At 71.5% G+C, this 15,444-nt stretch carries 15 protein-coding genes; 10 read left to right on the forward strand and 5 right to left on the reverse strand.

The window, feature by feature from the left end; translation table 11 throughout:
• A complete protein-coding gene (locus ACGFH8_RS08645) occupies window positions 1-213 on the reverse strand; it encodes a hypothetical protein (RefSeq protein ID WP_393365312.1) in 213 nt (70 codons plus the stop codon).
• 124 nt (window positions 214-337) lie between these two features.
• On the opposite strand from ACGFH8_RS08645, the gene ACGFH8_RS08650 reads away from it, so the two are divergent.
• Together ACGFH8_RS08650 and fbaA are read left to right on the forward strand one after the other, a co-directional pair.
• The gene (locus tag ACGFH8_RS08650; RefSeq protein ID WP_393365313.1) at window positions 338-721 is read left to right on the forward strand and encodes a phage holin family protein; all 384 of its coding nucleotides are present in this window, start codon (window positions 338-340) and stop codon (window positions 719-721) included.
• Window positions 722-857: 136 nt separating this feature from the next.
• On the forward strand, window positions 858-1,883 hold the full coding sequence (gene fbaA, locus ACGFH8_RS08655) for a class II fructose-bisphosphate aldolase (RefSeq protein WP_357555146.1): 1,026 nt from the start codon (window positions 858-860) through the stop codon (window positions 1,881-1,883).
• A 53-nt stretch (window positions 1,884-1,936) separates the two neighbouring features.
• On the opposite strand, the gene ACGFH8_RS08660 is transcribed toward fbaA, so the two are convergent.
• Entirely contained in the window at window positions 1,937-3,130 is a 1,194-nt protein-coding gene (locus ACGFH8_RS08660; RefSeq protein WP_393365315.1) for an LOG family protein, read from the reverse strand.
• A 249-nt stretch (window positions 3,131-3,379) separates the two neighbouring features.
• Here ACGFH8_RS08660 and ACGFH8_RS08665 point away from each other — a divergent pair, with 249 nt between their 5' ends.
• Window positions 3,380-3,808 carry a DUF3151 domain-containing protein gene (locus tag ACGFH8_RS08665; RefSeq protein WP_393365317.1) on the forward strand — a complete coding sequence of 143 codons (429 nt, stop codon included), beginning with the start codon at window positions 3,380-3,382 and terminating at the stop codon, window positions 3,806-3,808.
• 45 nt (window positions 3,809-3,853) lie between these two features.
• Here the strand turns inward: ACGFH8_RS08665 and ACGFH8_RS08670 are convergent, their stop codons facing one another.
• Window positions 3,854-5,644 carry a chromosome partitioning protein gene (locus ACGFH8_RS08670; RefSeq protein WP_393365319.1) on the reverse strand — a complete coding sequence of 597 codons (1,791 nt, stop codon included), beginning with the start codon at window positions 5,642-5,644 and terminating at the stop codon, window positions 3,854-3,856.
• 16 nt (window positions 5,645-5,660) lie between these two features.
• Here ACGFH8_RS08670 and ACGFH8_RS08675 point away from each other — a divergent pair, with 16 nt between their 5' ends.
• Both ACGFH8_RS08675 and ACGFH8_RS08680 read left to right on the forward strand, forming a co-directional pair.
• Window positions 5,661-5,801, forward strand: coding sequence for a hypothetical protein (locus ACGFH8_RS08675; RefSeq protein ID WP_393365321.1), 141 nt, complete (start codon window positions 5,661-5,663; stop codon window positions 5,799-5,801).
• Window positions 5,802-5,837: 36 nt separating this feature from the next.
• A complete protein-coding gene (locus ACGFH8_RS08680; RefSeq protein ID WP_393365323.1) occupies window positions 5,838-6,017 on the forward strand; it encodes a hypothetical protein in 180 nt (59 codons plus the stop codon).
• 471 nt (window positions 6,018-6,488) lie between these two features.
• Here the strand turns inward: ACGFH8_RS08680 and ACGFH8_RS08685 are convergent, their stop codons facing one another.
• Window positions 6,489-7,574, reverse strand: coding sequence for a hypothetical protein (locus ACGFH8_RS08685; RefSeq protein WP_393365324.1), 1,086 nt, complete (start codon window positions 7,572-7,574; stop codon window positions 6,489-6,491).
• Window positions 7,575-7,698: 124 nt separating this feature from the next.
• On the opposite strand from ACGFH8_RS08685, the gene ACGFH8_RS08690 reads away from it, so the two are divergent.
• The 5 genes from ACGFH8_RS08690 to ACGFH8_RS08710 all read left to right on the forward strand — a co-directional run bounded on the left by ACGFH8_RS08690 (window position 7,699) and on the right by ACGFH8_RS08710 (window position 13,678).
• Window positions 7,699-8,985, forward strand: coding sequence for an adenylosuccinate synthase (locus ACGFH8_RS08690; RefSeq protein WP_393365326.1), 1,287 nt, complete (start codon window positions 7,699-7,701; stop codon window positions 8,983-8,985).
• A 385-nt stretch (window positions 8,986-9,370) separates the two neighbouring features.
• Window positions 9,371-10,069, forward strand: coding sequence for a hypothetical protein (locus tag ACGFH8_RS08695; RefSeq protein WP_393365328.1), 699 nt, complete (start codon window positions 9,371-9,373; stop codon window positions 10,067-10,069).
• An 84-nt stretch (window positions 10,070-10,153) separates the two neighbouring features.
• Window positions 10,154-11,404: a phosphoribosylamine--glycine ligase gene (gene purD, locus ACGFH8_RS08700; protein WP_393365330.1), complete on the forward strand. Its 1,251-nt coding sequence runs from the start codon at window positions 10,154-10,156 to the stop codon at window positions 11,402-11,404.
• A gap of 487 nt (window positions 11,405-11,891) precedes the next feature.
• On the forward strand, window positions 11,892-12,482 hold the full coding sequence (locus ACGFH8_RS08705; protein WP_393365332.1) for a SigE family RNA polymerase sigma factor: 591 nt from the start codon (window positions 11,892-11,894) through the stop codon (window positions 12,480-12,482).
• Window positions 12,479-13,678, forward strand: coding sequence for a hypothetical protein (locus ACGFH8_RS08710; protein WP_393365334.1), 1,200 nt, complete (start codon window positions 12,479-12,481; stop codon window positions 13,676-13,678). The genes ACGFH8_RS08705 and ACGFH8_RS08710 overlap by 4 nt, the downstream gene beginning before the upstream one ends.
• Window positions 13,679-13,733: 55 nt before the next feature.
• On the opposite strand, the gene ACGFH8_RS08715 is transcribed toward ACGFH8_RS08710, so the two are convergent.
• Window positions 13,734-15,296: an AMP-binding protein gene (locus ACGFH8_RS08715; protein WP_393365336.1), complete on the reverse strand. Its 1,563-nt coding sequence runs from the start codon at window positions 15,294-15,296 to the stop codon at window positions 13,734-13,736.
• Between the last annotated feature and the right edge of the window lie 148 nt (window positions 15,297-15,444).

A 15,444-nucleotide genomic window follows, 5' to 3' on the forward strand; every position in this document is an offset into this window, starting at 1 on the left:
TCAGCGGTAGTCGTCCTCGTCGCCGGTGACCACCCGGGCCTGCTCCATCGCGTCCCAGTCGTCGACCTCCAGGCCGCGCTGCGGGGTGCCGTCACCGTCGGCCGGGCCGACCGCCGTGGCCTGCTCGACCGCGTCGGCCGGCTCGGCCTCGGGGTTGCGCTCGTCCGGGACGAGGTGGTCGCCGGGGGTGAAGTCCTCGTCGGGCTGACCCATCGTCCCTCCCGGGGGTCTCGGGGCATGGTTCCCACCCACCGTACGGGCTGGGCCGGCACCGCGCCCGGAAGCGGAGTAGGCGGAATCAGCCCTCGACGTCGCGGCCCGGTGCCAGGATGGTGCGGTGGGCTTTCTCATCCGACTCGCGATCACCGCGGTCGCTCTGTGGATAACCACGCTGATCGTGCCCGGGGTCGACGTGCACGGCCGCTCGGGTGGCAACACAGTGCTCACCCTGATCGTGGTGGCGCTGATCTTCGGTGTCATCAACGCGGTGCTCAAACCGATCATCCGGGTGGTCGGCTGCGTGTTCTACCTGCTGACCCTGGGCCTGTTCGCGCTCGTGGTCAACGCGTTGCTGTTCCTGCTCACCGACCGGATCGCGCGTGGGCTCGACCTGCCGTTCCAGGTGGACGGTTTCTGGGCGGCGTTCTGGGGCGCCATCGTGATGACAGTGGCCACCTGGCTGATCAGCGTCATCGTGCCGGACAACCTGGACCGTCGGTGAACGGCTAGCACCCGGGTCGGTTGTTCCGGCACACCTCACCTACGGGATACTTCCGGGCGGAGGACAGCGCGGTCCGGCGCACGAACGAACAACAGCGGCCAGCACGGCCGAGAGTGGTAAGTAAGGAGCGCATCACATGCCCATCGCTTCCCCCGAGGCCTACGCGGAGATGCTGGACCGCGCCAAGGCTGGCCGGTACGCGTACCCCGCGATCAACGTGACCTCCTCGCAGACGCTGAACGCGGCGCTCAAGGGCTTCGCCGACGCGGAGAGCGACGGCATCATCCAGGTCTCCACAGGTGGTGCCGAATACCTGTCCGGCCCCTCGATCAAGGACATGGTCACCGGCGCCGTGGCGTTCGCCGCGTACGCGCACGAGGTCGCCAAGAAGTACTCGGTGAACATCGCCCTGCACACCGACCACTGCCCGAAGGACAAGCTGGACAAGTTCGTCCGTCCGCTGATGGCCATCTCGCAGGAGCGGGTGCAGCGCGGCGACGAGCCGCTGTACCAGTCGCACATGTGGGACGGTTCGGCCGTGCCGGTCGCGGAGAACCTCCAGATCGCCGCCCAGCTGCTCGACGAGGCCGCCAAGGCCAAGATCGTCCTCGAGATCGAGGTCGGCGTCGTCGGTGGCGAGGAGGACGGCGTCGAGAATGCCATCAACGACAAGCTCTACACCACCACCGATGACGGCCTGGCCATGGTCGAGGCGCTCGGCCTCGGCGAGAAGGGCCGCTACATGGCGGCGCTGACCTTCGGCAACGTGCACGGCGTCTACAAGCCGGGCAACGTCAAGCTCCGTCCGGAGATCCTCAACCAGATCCAGGAGGCTGTCGGCGCCAAGTACGGCAAGGACAAGCCGCTCAGCCTGGTCTTCCACGGCGGCTCGGGCTCCCTGCTGAGCGAGATCCGGGAGGCTCTCGACTACGGCGTGGTGAAGATGAACATCGACACCGACACCCAGTACGCCTTCACCCGGCCCGTCGCGGACCACATGCTCCGCAACTACGACGGCGTGCTGAAGATCGACGGCGAGGTCGGCAACAAGAAGCAGTACGACCCCCGCGCCTGGGGCAAGGCCGCCGAGGCCGGCCTGGCCGCCCGGGTCGTCGAGGCGTGCGAGCACCTCCGCTCCACCGGCACCACGATGACCAAGTAACGACGCACCACGAACGGCCGGCTTCCCCGCGCGGGGCAGCCGGCCGTCGTCGTTCAGGCGGTGAGCAGGCGGACGGCCTCGTGTACGTCGTCGGTGAGGTGGATCGTCGAGGACAGGTCACCGAACGGCGACGCGGCCAGCAGCGGGCGCAACAACGCCTCCACCGGCAGCTCGGAGGTCCAGTAACCGCGGTCCAGGAAGATGTACGCGCCGCTGGCGCCGTCGGTGCCGTAGTAGGTCTTGGTGGCCGCCTGGAACACCTCCTGCACCGTGCCCGCCCGCCCGGGCGCGAAGACGATGCCACCCCGGGCGAGTCGCAGGATGGTGTCCTCCCGGATCGCGTTCGAGAAGTACTTGGCGATCCGCCCGGCGAACAGGTTCGCCGGCTCGTGTCCGTACAGCCAGGTCGGGATGGCCAGCCCACCGGCCCGCGCCCAGCCGAGGTCGTCACCACGTTGCCGGGGCACGCTCGCGTAGCGCTGCCGCACCGCCAACGCCGTGGCCGTGTACCTGTGGTGGTCGGTGAAGTCGGGCGCCCCGGACAACCTGTCGATCGCCTCGGTCAACTCGGCCGCCGGCCGGTCCGCCAGGTAGGCGCCGAGGTTCGCCGCCTCCATCACCCCCGGACCGCCGCCGGTCACCACCAGCCGGTCGGCCCGCGCCAGCTCCCAACCCAGCACGGCAGCCATCCGGTACGGCGGGCTGCCCCGCCGCACCGCGTGCCCGCCCATGATGCCCACCACCGACTGCGGCCCGTGTCGGGCCAGCCAGGCCCGGGTGGCGTCGGTCAGCGCGTTGTCCACGCCGTGGTCGTGCAGCCGCTGACCCAGCGCCTCCCGGACGTCCGGCAGCGCGCCGCCGTGCGCCCGGAAGTGGTCGTACACCCGGGTGTCGTACATCCCGGTGAACCCGCCCTCGGCGAACCCGGCGGCCAGCTCCTCCGGGGTGTAGAGGTGCGACGGCTGGGTCGGGTACGGCAGCCCCGAGAACGGCGGCACCACGTTCGCGCCGCGCCGGACCAGGTCGGCCCCGACGTCCCGGGAGGCGAACCGGCATCCCACGAACAGCGTGCCGGCGACCTCGATGCCCCTCAGGTCGGGCACCGGCGCCAGGTCGAGGCGCAGGCCCTGCACGGTCAGCCCGGTCAGCCGGCCGGTGGCCAACTGCCGATCGAACTCGTCGCGGGTCTGGATCTCGTCGGCGTGCAGGTGCGGCTCGATGACGTCCGCGGGAGGTGGGGTCGGCACCAGGCCATCCTGCCCGTCCGCCGCGGGCCCCCAAACCTCGGGCCTGGGCTGAAACCGACAGGAGCCCGGTGACCGTGGCCACCGGGCTCCTGCATAACCGGTTCCTGGGGAGGCTCCGGACCATTAGTTGTAGTGGAAAACACTCGGCAGCGGCATAGGCCGCAGGCGTGATGAACTCCTCAGCCGTTCAGCCGAACGCGCAGGCCGACCCGCTCGCGTGTCGCCCTGTCCAGCGGGTTGAATGGGGCGATGCAGAACCTTTTGCCAGAGCCACCGGCCACCCGCCTGCCCGCGAACGACGAGGCCGACGCCGCCCTGGCCGCCGCCGAGGAGGCCGGCACCGAGGAGGCGTACGCAAGCGTCGCGGCCGGCTTCCCCACCTACAGTGCGGCCTGGGCGGAGCTCGCGGCCCGGTCGTTCGCCCAGGACCAGGTGGTGACGGCGTACGCCTACGCGCGCACCGGCTACCACCGGGGCCTCGACCAGTTGCGTCGCAGCGGGTGGAAGGGGCACGGCCCGGTGCCGTGGTCACACGAGCCCAACCGGGGCTTCCTCCGCTGCCTCTACGTGCTGTCCCGCGCGGCGGACGAGATCGGCGAGGCCGACGAGGCGGCCCGCTGCGCCCAGTTCCTGCGTGACTGCGACCCGGAAGCGGCGGACGCGCTCGCGAGCAACTGACCCCGATCCGACGGCCGGCCCGACATCGGGCCGGCCGTCGGCCATCTACAACCCTTCGGCGACCGCGGCGGCGATCTTCAGCCAGGCGTCGCGGGTGGCCGAGGAGAGCCCGCCGTACCGGATCGGCTCGCCGGTGTCGATGAGCCGCTCGTACGGGGCCAGCAGCACCGCCCGGGTACGGGCCGCGAAGTGCTCCTGGATGGCCGGCAGGTCGATCTCCTTGCGCGACGGGGGCATCGACACCACGGTCACGGCCTGGCGGACCAGCCGCTGCCGGCCGCTCTGCTCCAGGTGGTCGAGCATCCGGGCGGCCGTCTCCGCCGAGTCGTTACGGGCCGACATCGTGACCACCAACTGGTCGGTGGCGTCCATCGAGGCCTGCCAGTTCTGCGCCCGTACGTTGTTGCCGGTGTCCACGAAGATCAACTTATAGAACCGGCTGACCACCTCGCGGATCTCGGCGAACGCGGCAGCGGTCAGCATCTCGCCACCGGTTGCCGACTCGTCCGAGGCCAACACGTCGAACATTCCCTCGCCCTGCGAGCGGACGTACTGCGACAGGTCACCGACGCGCCCGTGCGCGCCCTGGAACTGTCCGAGATCCCGCAGCATGTCCCGCACGGTGCGGGAGTGGAAGTCCTGCTGGGCGCGCATCCCCAGGGTGCCCTGGGTCTCGTTGTTGTCCCACGCCAGCACGTAGCCGCCGCGCTTCTGACCGAACGTCATGGCGAGCAGCAGGATGGCCACCGTCTTACCGGCGCCGCCCTTCGGGTTGACCACCGTCACCTGCCGCAGCCCGCCGAAGTTGCGGCGCACCATCTCGATGTCGCGCTTGAGCTCCTGCTCGTGCCGACCCGGAGACAGCCGGAGCAACCCCATCTTGTTGACCACCGCGCGGACACCCATCGTCGCCACCGGGTCGGCGGGCCGGACCTGCCGGCGCCGGGTGAAGTCCTCGGCGGTCGGTACCGCTGTCTCCTCCGGCGTCCAACTCGCATCCGCGTACGCGGTCGCCTCCGGGTACCCGGCGGCGGGCACCCGGGTCACTCCATCGGCCTCCGGATAGGGCTGCCCAGCCTGGACGCCCGGCGCGCCCTGCTGCCACGGCGGTGGGTACCAACCCGGAGACGGCGGAAACGGCCCGGGCGGTGGAGTCGCCGGCCCGGCCTGCTGGGCAGCCTGCTGCGCCAGGTTGCTGAAGTACGTCAGGTCCGGCGGCGGCGGAATCTCCCCGGGGCCGGCCTGGCCGGGGATCACCGGGGTGACCGACGGGCCCGGGTACGCCGGATCGGGACCGGAGTGCGGCGGCTGCGGTCCGGGCGGCACGGGAGGCGGCGGCATCGCGGCGGCGGCCTCGTCGTGGGCCGGCGCGGACGCTGACGCGGGACGCTGCGGCGGGTAGGCCCAGGGCGACTCGGTCGGCCGTCCCACCCCGCCGGCAGACCCGTCCAGTCCGGTCCCGTCGACCTGGGGCACGGGCCCTGCCGCCGCTTGCCCGGCCGCTGCCGGGTCTGCGGAGGTCGGGGTTGCGCCGTTCGGGCTGTCGGTGGGGGTGCTCGCGCCCGTGGGGTGGTCGGTGGGTGTGCTCGCGCCCGTGAGGTGGTCGGCGGGCGTCGAGGCGGCGGTGGGGTGATCCAGGGTGAACGGCAGGTCCAGGTCCACGCCCCCCGGAGGGATCGGCGCGGCGACGGCGGTCGGAGCCCAGTCACCAGCCGGTCCCTGCGCCGCCCCGGCCGCGCTGCTGGGCGTCCCGGCCGCGCTGCTCGTCGTCCCGGCGACGGGGCTCGTCGTCTCCGGCTGGCGCTCCGGCGACGCGGTGCCGGTGTGTGATGTCACAGCACGTGCCTGGGCGGTGCCACTGCCGGCCGGGCCGCCGTTGCTCCCCGCCGTGGTGGTCGCGGAGGTGCCGGGCGCCCCTGGCCTGCCCGTGGTGCCGAGCGCCCCTGGCGTGGCCGGAGTGCCGGGCACCCCGGACGTGGCCGTCGGGCCGTGAGCCCCTGGCGTGGCCGGAGTGCCGGGTGCCCCGGACGTGCCCGTAGTGTCGGGTGCCCCGGACGTGGCCGTCGGGCCGAGTGCCGCTGGCGTGGCCGGAGTGCCGGGTGCCCCGGGAGTGAGCGGCGTGCCGGGGGGCAGCGGCATGCTCGGGGTCGGCGGTGTCGACGCGGCGGCCGGTACCCCCGGGTCAGTCGGCGGCGGCCAACTGGGCTGAGCTGGTGCCCAGCCGGACCCGGCGGCGGACGAGCCGCCGACGCCCCAGCCGCCGGGCGCCGGGACGGCACCGGAGAGCGACGGGTAGTCGGAGGGCGAGGGCGGCGGCTGGGCCGGGGCCCCTGGTTGCCCGGGAACCGGCGACCGGCTGATCGGCGGCGCGGCCACCGGCGGCGTCACCGGCCCCGGCGCGACCGACGACGGAGCACCCCGCTGTTGGGCGACCGCCGCCCACGGCGGCACCGGGTCACCCGTGCCGTGGTCGGCCGGATCGGGTGGCCAGAGTGGTTCGATGTCCCGCTCTGGCACCGGCTGCTGGCCGTGCACCTGCGCTCGGTCGGCGTTCTCGTCCATTACGGCCCCTCCCAGTCCTCCTGCGAGGATAGGCCCATCCACCCGGACGGGGCCGTCGCCGCAGTCGGGCCGCCCGCTCGGCACGGCCCAGGATCAGATCGCCCGGCACGGCCCAGGATCAGATCGACCAGACCGCCCAGGCGCCCGGCTCGATCCACCAGGAACGCTTTCGGGTCAGCTCAGCCTCGACACCATCGTCGAGGTAGGGGACCTTCCCCTCCCGGGGTAGCACCGAAACGGCCCGCCCGCGGGCCCGCCGCACCTCGAGACGGACCCGCTTGCGGCCCAGCGCCGAGCGGACGACCACCGGCACGGCCACCGCGACCTCGATCTGGCCGTCGGCCGGGTCCGGCGCGGCCAGCAGCAGCACGTCGTCGAGCGTCGCGTACCCGCCGGCGTTGCCGACCACGCAGGCCAGCAGCGGTTCGTCACCGTTGCTGAGGACGGTGTCGTCCACCTCCACCCGGGCCCGCCAGTGCAGCGGCCGGCCGGCGTCATCGGCGGCGCCGAGCAGCGCGCCGTCCAGGGTCACCGAGCCACCGTCGTTGCGCAGCAGGTCCAGTCGCCGTGCCGTGCCGTCCACCACCGCGGCGGCCACCGCCGCCGGGTCACGCGGCAGCCCGAGCTGCGCCGCCAGGTCCCGGTGGGTGCCGCCACGGGCCGGATCGAGCGGGAGTACGGCCACCGGCGGCAGGTCGGGCAGGGTCCGGTTGCCGGGCAGATCCGCAGGTCGCTTGCTCGGCGCGGGAGCGTACCGCCGGACCAGCCGGCGCAGCACGGCGCGCAACTGCCCGTCGCTCGCCGTGGCGACGACCAGGCGGGTCTTGCCGTCCAGGTCGGGCCAGGTGAGGCCGTCCGGGCGGGCCGGACCGTCGAGCCGGGCCAGCACCGCGTCGATCTCCGCGTCGGAGCGGGCGGTGACCATCTCCACCCGGGCGCCCCTGGCGATCAGCGCGTCCGAGCAGGCCAGCACCGGCACCCGGGGCCGCTCGGTGGCGCACCCCTCGGTATCGCCGGGGGCCCGGGTGTCGCCGCCGGTCTCGGTGCCGCCGTCGGTCTGGGCCGGGGAAGCCGGGCCACTGTCGGTCTGCTTCGTCGGGTCGGTTGCGGACTCGGTCGCGCCGCCGCAGCAGGCCCCGCCGCTGCCACAGCCCCCGGGAGCGTCCCGCTCCGAACCGAGGGTGAGCAGCACCACGTCGTACACGGAAGGAGCCTCCTGCCTCTCGACGCGACCCCTGCCGGCCACGCCGTCATTACTTGTTAACCTGACACCCCGGGCTCGCCAACCGGTCGCCACCTGGCACCCGAGCCTTCTGGAGGCGGAAAAGATGCCAGCGATCGTGCTCATCGGCGCTCAGTGGGGCGACGAGGGCAAGGGCAAGGTTACCGACCTGCTGGGTGAGCGGGTCGACTACGTCGTGCGCTACTCCGGTGGCAACAACGCCGGCCACACGGTGATCACCCCTGACGGCCAGAAGTACGCGCTGCACCTGATGCCGTCCGGAGCGCTCTCGCCGAACGCGATGATCGTCATCGGCAACGGTGTGGTGGTCGATCCGAAGGTGCTGCTCGCCGAGATCGACGGCCTGGCCGAGCGCGGCGTCGACGTGTCCCGGCTTCGGATCTCCGGTGACGCGCACCTGATCATGCCGCACCACCGGGCACTGGACCGGGTGATCGAGCGTTATCTCGGTTCGTCGCGGATCGGCACGACCGGCCGGGGCATCGGCCCGGCGTACGGCGACAAGGTCGCCCGGATCGGCATCCGGCTACAGGACCTGCTCGACCCCGGCATCCTGCGCAAGAAGCTGGAACTCGCGCTGCGCGAGAAGAACCAGATCCTGTTCAAGGTCTACAACCGCAAGGCGATCGATCTCGAGGCGACCGTCGAGGAGTACCTGGCGTACGCCGAGCGGCTCAAGCCGTACATCGCGGAGACCCGGGCGATGCTCTGGGACGCCCTGGACCGGGGCGACACGGTGCTGCTGGAGGGCGCGCAGGCCACCATGCTCGACATGGACCACGGCACGTACCCCTTCGTGACCTCGTCCAACCCGACCGCCGGTGGTGCCTGCGTCGGCGCCGGCATCCCGCCGACCGCGATCAACAAGGTGATCGCGGTGAGCAAGGCGTACACCACCCGGGTCGGCGCGGGACCGTTCCCGACCGAGCTGTTCGACGCCAACGGCGATCACCTGCGCAAGATCGGTGCGGAGTACGGCACGACCACCGGTCGGGAGCGTCGGTGCGGGTGGTTCGACGCGGTCGTCGCCCGGTACGCCTGCCGCCTCAACGGCGTCACCGACCTGGTCATCACCAAGCTGGACGTGCTCACCGGCCTGCCCAAGGTGCCGCTCTGCGTCGGCTACGAGATCAACGGCGTCCGGGTCGACGACATGCCGATGAGCCAGACCGACTTCCACCACGCCACGCCTGTCTACGAGGAACTCGACGGCTGGTGGGAGGACATCACCAAGGCGAGGACCGCCGAAGACCTACCGGAGAACGCCCGCCGCTACATCGCCCGGGTGGAAGAACTCTGCAACACCAAGGTAAGCGTCGTAGGCGTAGGCCCAGGCCGAGAAGAAAACGTAGTCCTCCACCCCCTCCTCTAGTCAGCCCCGTTGATCATGAGGTTGACGGGTTGTTCGATCGACAAAGGTCCCGTCAACCTCATGATCACGCGCGGCGGGTGGGCGCTGTTTTCCACAGGGTTATCCACAGGGGTGGTGGCTGGTTGGATGGGCGGTCAGCGTGGTTCCTGTGGATCGCGCAGACCTTGTCCACTCGATGGCGGCCGCTCAGGATGGCTTGATCAGTCGGGTGCAGGCACAGAAAGCCGGATTCAGTCGGCACGAAATAGATCACCTGGTGGCCGTGGGCCGGTGGTGGCCACTCGCTCGAGCGGTCTATCTGACGCGTGGTCGGTGCGGTGCACCACCTGCTCGCCGGTGTCTAATTCGTGCCGCGTTGCTCTCGCTGGGCCGGCACGCTCACGCGGTGTTCGACACTGCGGCCGAGTTGCACGGCATCGCCGGACTGCCGCGCCGGGACGAGATTCATGTGGGGCTGCCGGGTCGGGCGGCCAAGCTGGCGCGAGTGTCGAATCCCGCGGTCGTGCTGCATCAACTCGAACGCGCTCCAAGCGCGGTGATGCAGGTGAACGGGGTCGCGGCTACGGAGCCACGGCTGACCGTCGCCGAGGTTATCTTGCGGGAACGTCGCTACACGGCGGTCTCGGTGCTCGACTCCGCGCTCAATCGGGGGCTACTCACGACCGAATGCCTGGCAACCATCCCAGCGTTGATCCGTGGTCGGCGAGGCGCGGTCGCAGCACGTGTCTACCTTGCCGAGGCTGATGGTCGGGCACAGTCGCCATTGGAAACCCGCTCGCGGCTGCGATGTGTCGACGGGCGGGTTCCCCCAGACACCCTCCAACTGGAAGTGCGCGACGACGACGGGTATCTGCTCGGCATCGGCGACCTGGGCTGGAGGGGCCCAAAGGTGATCGCCGAAGCGGACGGCAGAGACGCACACGGCTCACCCGAGGCCGTCTTCGCCGACCGCCGCCGCCAGAACCGCCTGGTCAATGCCGGCTGGACCATCCTCCGCTTCACCTGGCAGGACACTCTCCATCCCGACTACATCCCCCACACGGTCCGCCAGGCGATCGCAGTCGCTCATTCCCGTCGATCATGAGGTTGACGGGCTAGTGGATCACTCAAAGGCCCGCCAACCTCATGATCAACTGGGCTGGAGCGGTGGGCAGTAGGATGCGGGGTCGTGCGGGTTCTTTTGGTGGGTGGTGGCGGGCGGGAGCATGCGCTCGCGCTCGGGCTGGTACGTGATCCGGCTGTTTCGGCGCTGACTGCCGCGCCGGGCAACCCGGGGATCGGTTCGGTGGCTGAGCTGCGGACCGTGACTCCGACGGATCCGGCCGCGGTCACGGCGCTGGCCGTGGAGACAGCCGCCGACCTGGTGGTGATCGGTCCGGAGGCACCGCTGGTCGCCGGGGTCGCCGACGCGCTACGTGCCAAGGGGATCGCCGTGTTCGGCCCCTCCGGTGCGGCAGCTCAGCTGGAGGGTTCCAAGGCGTTCGCCAAGGACGTGATGACCGCCGCCGGCGTGCCGACCGCACGGGCGTACGTCTGCACGGACGAGGAGAGCACCGCTCGGGCGCTCGACGAGTTCGGTGCCCCGTACGTGGTGAAGGACGACGGTCTCGCCGCCGGCAAGGGAGTGGTGGTGACCGCCGACAGGTCGGCCGCCCTCGCGCACGCCGCCGAGTGTGGACGAGTCGTGATCGAGGAGTTCCTCGACGGCCCGGAGGTCAGCCTCTTCGTGGTCACCGACGGCGAGGCGGCGCTGCCGCTGTTGCCGGCGCAGGACTTCAAGCGGCTCGGCGACGGCGACACCGGGCCGAACACCGGTGGCATGGGCGCGTACGCGCCGCTGACCTGGACTCCCGCCGGCCTGGTCGACGACGTCATGCGCGACGTGGTCCACCCGACGCTCGCGGAGATGCGGCGCCGAAACACCCCGTTCGCCGGCCTGCTCTACGTCGGGCTTGCGATCACCGCCGCCGGCCCTCGGGTGATCGAGTTCAACGCGCGCTTCGGTGACCCGGAGACGCAGGCGGTGCTCGCGCTCCTGGAGACCCCGCTGGGCGGGCTGCTGCACGCGGCGGCCACCGGCACGCTGGCCGAGCATCCGCCGCTGCGGTGGCGGGACGGCAGCGCGGTCACCGTGGTGCTGGCCGCGCCGGGCTATCCGGCCGCGCCGCGCACCGGCGACGTCATCACCGGCGCGGACCGACCGGGCATCATCCACGCGGGCACCGCCCGCCGGGCCAGCGACGGCGCGTTGCTCTCCGCCGGGGGCCGGGTCCTCTGCGGTACGGCCACCGGGTCCGATCTGGCCGCCGCGCGGGACGCCGCGTACGCGCTTGTGGACGGGGTGGAGTTGGCCGGCTCGCAGCACCGCACCGACATCGCCGCCGCCGCGATCGACGGCCGGATCACGATCCCGAGCTGACTCCCCGCATCGGTGGGCGGGTACCTCGACCGCGAACGCCCACGGGTGTGGGTCGAGGTGGGTGCCTCGACCGCGAACGCCCGCGGTGCGCTCGGGCTGATGGAGAGTTCGACCCCCGGTTCCGGGCCGTAGCGCGATGCCTCCGCGCCCGCGGAGTGGATCGGCGTGCGCGCGGACAGCGTGTTCGCTGAAGACGCCGCTGAACGACACCTTGAAGCTGGGCGTCGTAGCCGTCCCCGTGCGATCTGCCACCACCACGGCCCGCCGACAATCCACGTGCCGTATCGATCGATCATCGACCTGGTCGAGCGTGTCGACCGAAGGGGTAGCTGAGCCAGTCTGGTGAGGTTGTCGCCCCGAGGGGCAACCCGGCGTTGCTCCGGCCACGACTTAGCGGTGTCGGAGGCACAGCGACGGGAGGAGTGGAGATGCGGGTTTGCGGACGATCACCGTGCTGTTGGTTGCCGGTGGGAGGACAGGTCCGAGGATGCCACTGAGCCGGATACCGGTCGAGCGGTCTTCGGCCGACGCCGACTACACCGAGTGTGTTCGGGTCGGTCTGCCGCAGTGGCGCCGGACGGCGTACCTGATGTGCGGCGACTGGCATCAGGGCGACGACATCGTGCAGCGGGTGCTCACCGAGCTGTACCGCAACTGGTCCCGGGCACGGCGCGCCGACAACCTGAACGCGCTGGTCCGGACGATGTTGATGCGGCGGTTGATCGACGAGCGGCGACGTGGCTGGGCTCGGGTGTTGCTCACCGACCTGCTGCCGGAGCGGCCCGCACCGACCGCCCCGGATGCCACCGAGCGGCTCGATCTGGTGGCGGCGTTGCGCCAGGTCGCGCCGCGGCAGCGGGCCGTCCTGGTGCTGCGGTTCTTTCAGGACCTGACGGTGGAGGAGACGGCTCAGGCGCTGGGCTGCGCGCCGGGCACCGTCAAGAGCCAGACCGCCAAGGGGCTTGCGACGCTGCGAGGACTGCTCGCCCCCGCCCGAAATGACGTGCCGACCGCCATGCGGACCGGCACGGCGAGTGGCATGCCGTCCAACGTGTTGGCCCACGGGAGTTGGAAATGATCGATGAGATGGATCTGGCGCGGTTGATGCGCGCCGAGTTCGAGGCGGCCGAGCCGCCGTCCGCCGTGGTGAACGTCGAGCGGGCGATTACCGCCGGGCGGCGGCAGCGCTGGTACGCGCGCGGTGCGGGCGCCGCGCTGGCGGTGGTCGCGGTGGTTGTCGGCGCTGTCACGGTGCCGGGCCTGGTTGCGCCGACGGACGGGTCGCCGTCACTGGGCTCGCTCGACACCCCGGCCCCGCTGGAGCCGGCCACCGGGGAGGCGTCGTCGCCCGACACGTCCCGGATTCCGGCCGCGTTGGAGACGATCGATCCGACCATTCAGTACGTTCGGTTCGGTTGGTTGCCGTCGGGCCTGGCCAGGCTGAGTTACTCGGCGGGTCTGTCGCAGGGTGACACGCGTGTCATTCTGGGCGGAGATGACGGTGACAAGCAGAGCTCGGCGGGGGTTTCGGTCCACCTCTACCCGAAGGGGGTGATGCCGAAGGCGCCGCAGGTCATGGGCATCGACCAACGGGCACCCGTGGTGAACACTGCGCCCGCACCCGATGTGCGGGGCGAGGCGGCGACCTTCACCGTGTACGACGTCGACGGCGACACCGACCGGCTCTCCCTCCGCTGGCAGTACGCCCCGGACGGCTGGGCCCAGGTCGACGTCACGCCCTGGGCGGCGGGGCAGGACGTCCGCGAGACCGCCCTGCACGTGGCGCAGACGCTCAGGTTCAGTACGACCGAACGGCTGCGGATGCCGGCCCAGGTCACGGGGTTGCCGCAGCATCTGCGGCCGATCTATGCCAGCGTGGACGGGCCACTGACCCCGGACGGCTGGCGGTGGTACGCCGGCATCACGTACAGCGCCGAGACCTCCACCGCGGCTCACAGTAAGGCGGGGGCGAAGACGCTGGACGTCAGCTTCTCCCCGTACGTGGTGATGACCGACAAGATCCGCGCCGAGTTGGACGGGAAGGTGCTGTACGAGCCGCCGAACACCACCATCGACGGCCATCAGGCGTCCTTCTACGCTGCCGCCGATCCGGACTGGTCGGAGAGGCTGGAGGTGCTCGACGTGCGGGGGATGGTGGTCCGGATGGACGCACGCCGCGGCGCTCTCGATGAGCAGGGCACGAAGGGCCTGTTCCCGCACCTCGACCTCGCCGGGGCCAAGCCCGACTGGCGGCCCTCGCTGATCGTCGACTGACGGGGGCGGTCACCGCCCCGGCACTCGCCGGTTTTCGCCGACGGGTCCGGGGCGGTCAGCCGTAGTAGCGGCGTAGCTCTCGGCTGAGCACCTTGCCGGTGGCGTTACGCGGCAGGTATTTCACGAGGATCACGTCCCGGGGGACGGAGAATCGCGCCAGGTAGTGCCGGACGTACTCGCGTACCGCCTCGGGGTCGAGCGTTTCGCCCGGGTGCAGGGCGAGGAACGCGGACAGCCGCTGGCCGTACTCGGCGTCGGGTACGCCGATCACCGCCGCCTCGCGGACCTGGGGCAGTTGGGCGAGCAGGTCCTCCACCTCGGACGGGAAGACGTTCTCGCCACCGGAGACGATCATGTCGTCGGCCCGGCCGTCGACGAAGAGCAGGCCGTCGGGGTTGAGTCGGCCGAGGTCACCGGTGTCGAGCAGGCCGTCGTGGGTTTCCCGGCTGGCACCGGAGGTGTATCCCTCGAAGAGCATCTCGTTGCCGACGAAGATCCGCCCGACCTGGCCGGGCGGCACCGGTTGCCCGTTGTCGTCGAGCAGTTCCAGTCGGGTGCCGTGGGGTGGCCGGCCGGCCGTGGTGGGCGCCTGGCGCAGGTCCTGGGGAGCCGCGAGGGAGGCCCAGGAGACCTCGGTGGAGCCGTAGAGGTTGTACAGGACGTCGCCGTAGACGTCCATGAACCTCGGGGCGAGCCCGCCGGGCAGGGCGGAACCGCTGACCGCGACGACCTTGAGCGGAGGGCGCGGGTCGGGCGCGGGGACCTCCAGGAGCCGCTGCACCATCACCGGTACGGCGAACAGCGCGTCACACCTGTGGGCGGTGAGAGCGGCCAGCGTGGCGACCGGGTCGAAGCGCCGGTGCAGCACGATTGTGGCCCGCAGGGCCAGGCAGACCTGCAGGGCGGCGAGCCCCCAGGTGTGGAAGATCGGTGCCGCGATCATCACCCGGTCTCGGGCGTGCAGTGGGATGCGGTCGATGATGGACACCAGCGGGCCGAAGCCACTCGGCGTGGGTCGGCGGGCACCCTTGGGGGTGCCGGTGGTGCCGGAGGTCAGCACGATGATCCGACCGTCCCGATCCGGCGGCTGCAGGTCACCCGGTATCGCCCCGGCGACCAACTCGTCGCGGGCCCGTTCGTCGAGGCGTGGCAGCTCGGCGGGGAGGCCGAGGACCCGGTCGGCGAACTCGTCGTCGTGGACCAGCAGCCGCAGCCGCTGCTCCTCGGCCACGGTGGCCAACTGGGCGGCGGAGAGCCCGGTGTTGACGAGCACGGCGTCGACGCCGAGCAGGGTGGCCGCGACGATCGTCTCGATCAGCCCATGGTGGTTGCGGCAGAGCACGCCGATCCGGTCGCCGGCCTGGACGCCGAGCCCCGCCCGCATCGAGCGGGCCATCCGTTCGGCCCGGTCGAGCAGCTCGTGGTACGTCAGCTCGACGCCGTTCTCGTCGATGACCGCCGGCCGGCCGGGGTCCCGGGCGGCTGCCTGGCGCAACTCGCCGCCCAGGCTCCATCCCCACGTCCGCAACGCGTTGAGCTGCGCGGCGACCCGGACGGGGCTGCCGGGGGTGAGCAGTCCACGACGGGTCAGCGTGGCGATGATGAACGGCAGGTCCATGCCGCAGACCTCCTCGGGGTGGTGCGCGGACGGGGCAGCGGATCTCCCCGTCCAGCAGGGCGTCTTCCTTGATCATGCACTGGGTGCGGCGGAAGGCCCAGTTCACGTCCGCGCGGGGTGATGAACACGGCACAGATCGTGGAATCCG

It is taken from the genome of Micromonospora sp. NPDC049175 (assembly GCF_043197345.1).
Classification (GTDB): Bacteria; Actinomycetota; Actinomycetes; order Mycobacteriales; family Micromonosporaceae; genus Micromonospora.

Excerpts from the sequence above, each read along its gene's own strand:
- ACGFH8_RS08710 (WP_393365334.1), top strand. The coding sequence starts at position 12,479 with ATGATCGATGAGATGGATCTGGCGCGGTTGATGCGCGCCGAGTTCGAG.
- ACGFH8_RS08705 (WP_393365332.1), top strand. The coding sequence starts at position 11,892 with ATGCCACTGAGCCGGATACCGGTCGAGCGGTCTTCGGCCGACGCCGAC.
- ACGFH8_RS08665 (WP_393365317.1), top strand. The coding sequence starts at position 3,380 with ATGCAGAACCTTTTGCCAGAGCCACCGGCCACCCGCCTGCCCGCGAAC.
- ACGFH8_RS08690 (WP_393365326.1), top strand. The coding sequence starts at position 7,699 with ATGCCAGCGATCGTGCTCATCGGCGCTCAGTGGGGCGACGAGGGCAAG.
- ACGFH8_RS08715 (WP_393365336.1), bottom strand. The coding sequence starts at position 15,296 with ATGGACCTGCCGTTCATCATCGCCACGCTGACCCGTCGTGGACTGCTC.
- ACGFH8_RS08645 (WP_393365312.1), bottom strand. The coding sequence starts at position 213 with ATGGGTCAGCCCGACGAGGACTTCACCCCCGGCGACCACCTCGTCCCG.
- fbaA (WP_357555146.1), top strand. The coding sequence starts at position 858 with ATGCCCATCGCTTCCCCCGAGGCCTACGCGGAGATGCTGGACCGCGCC.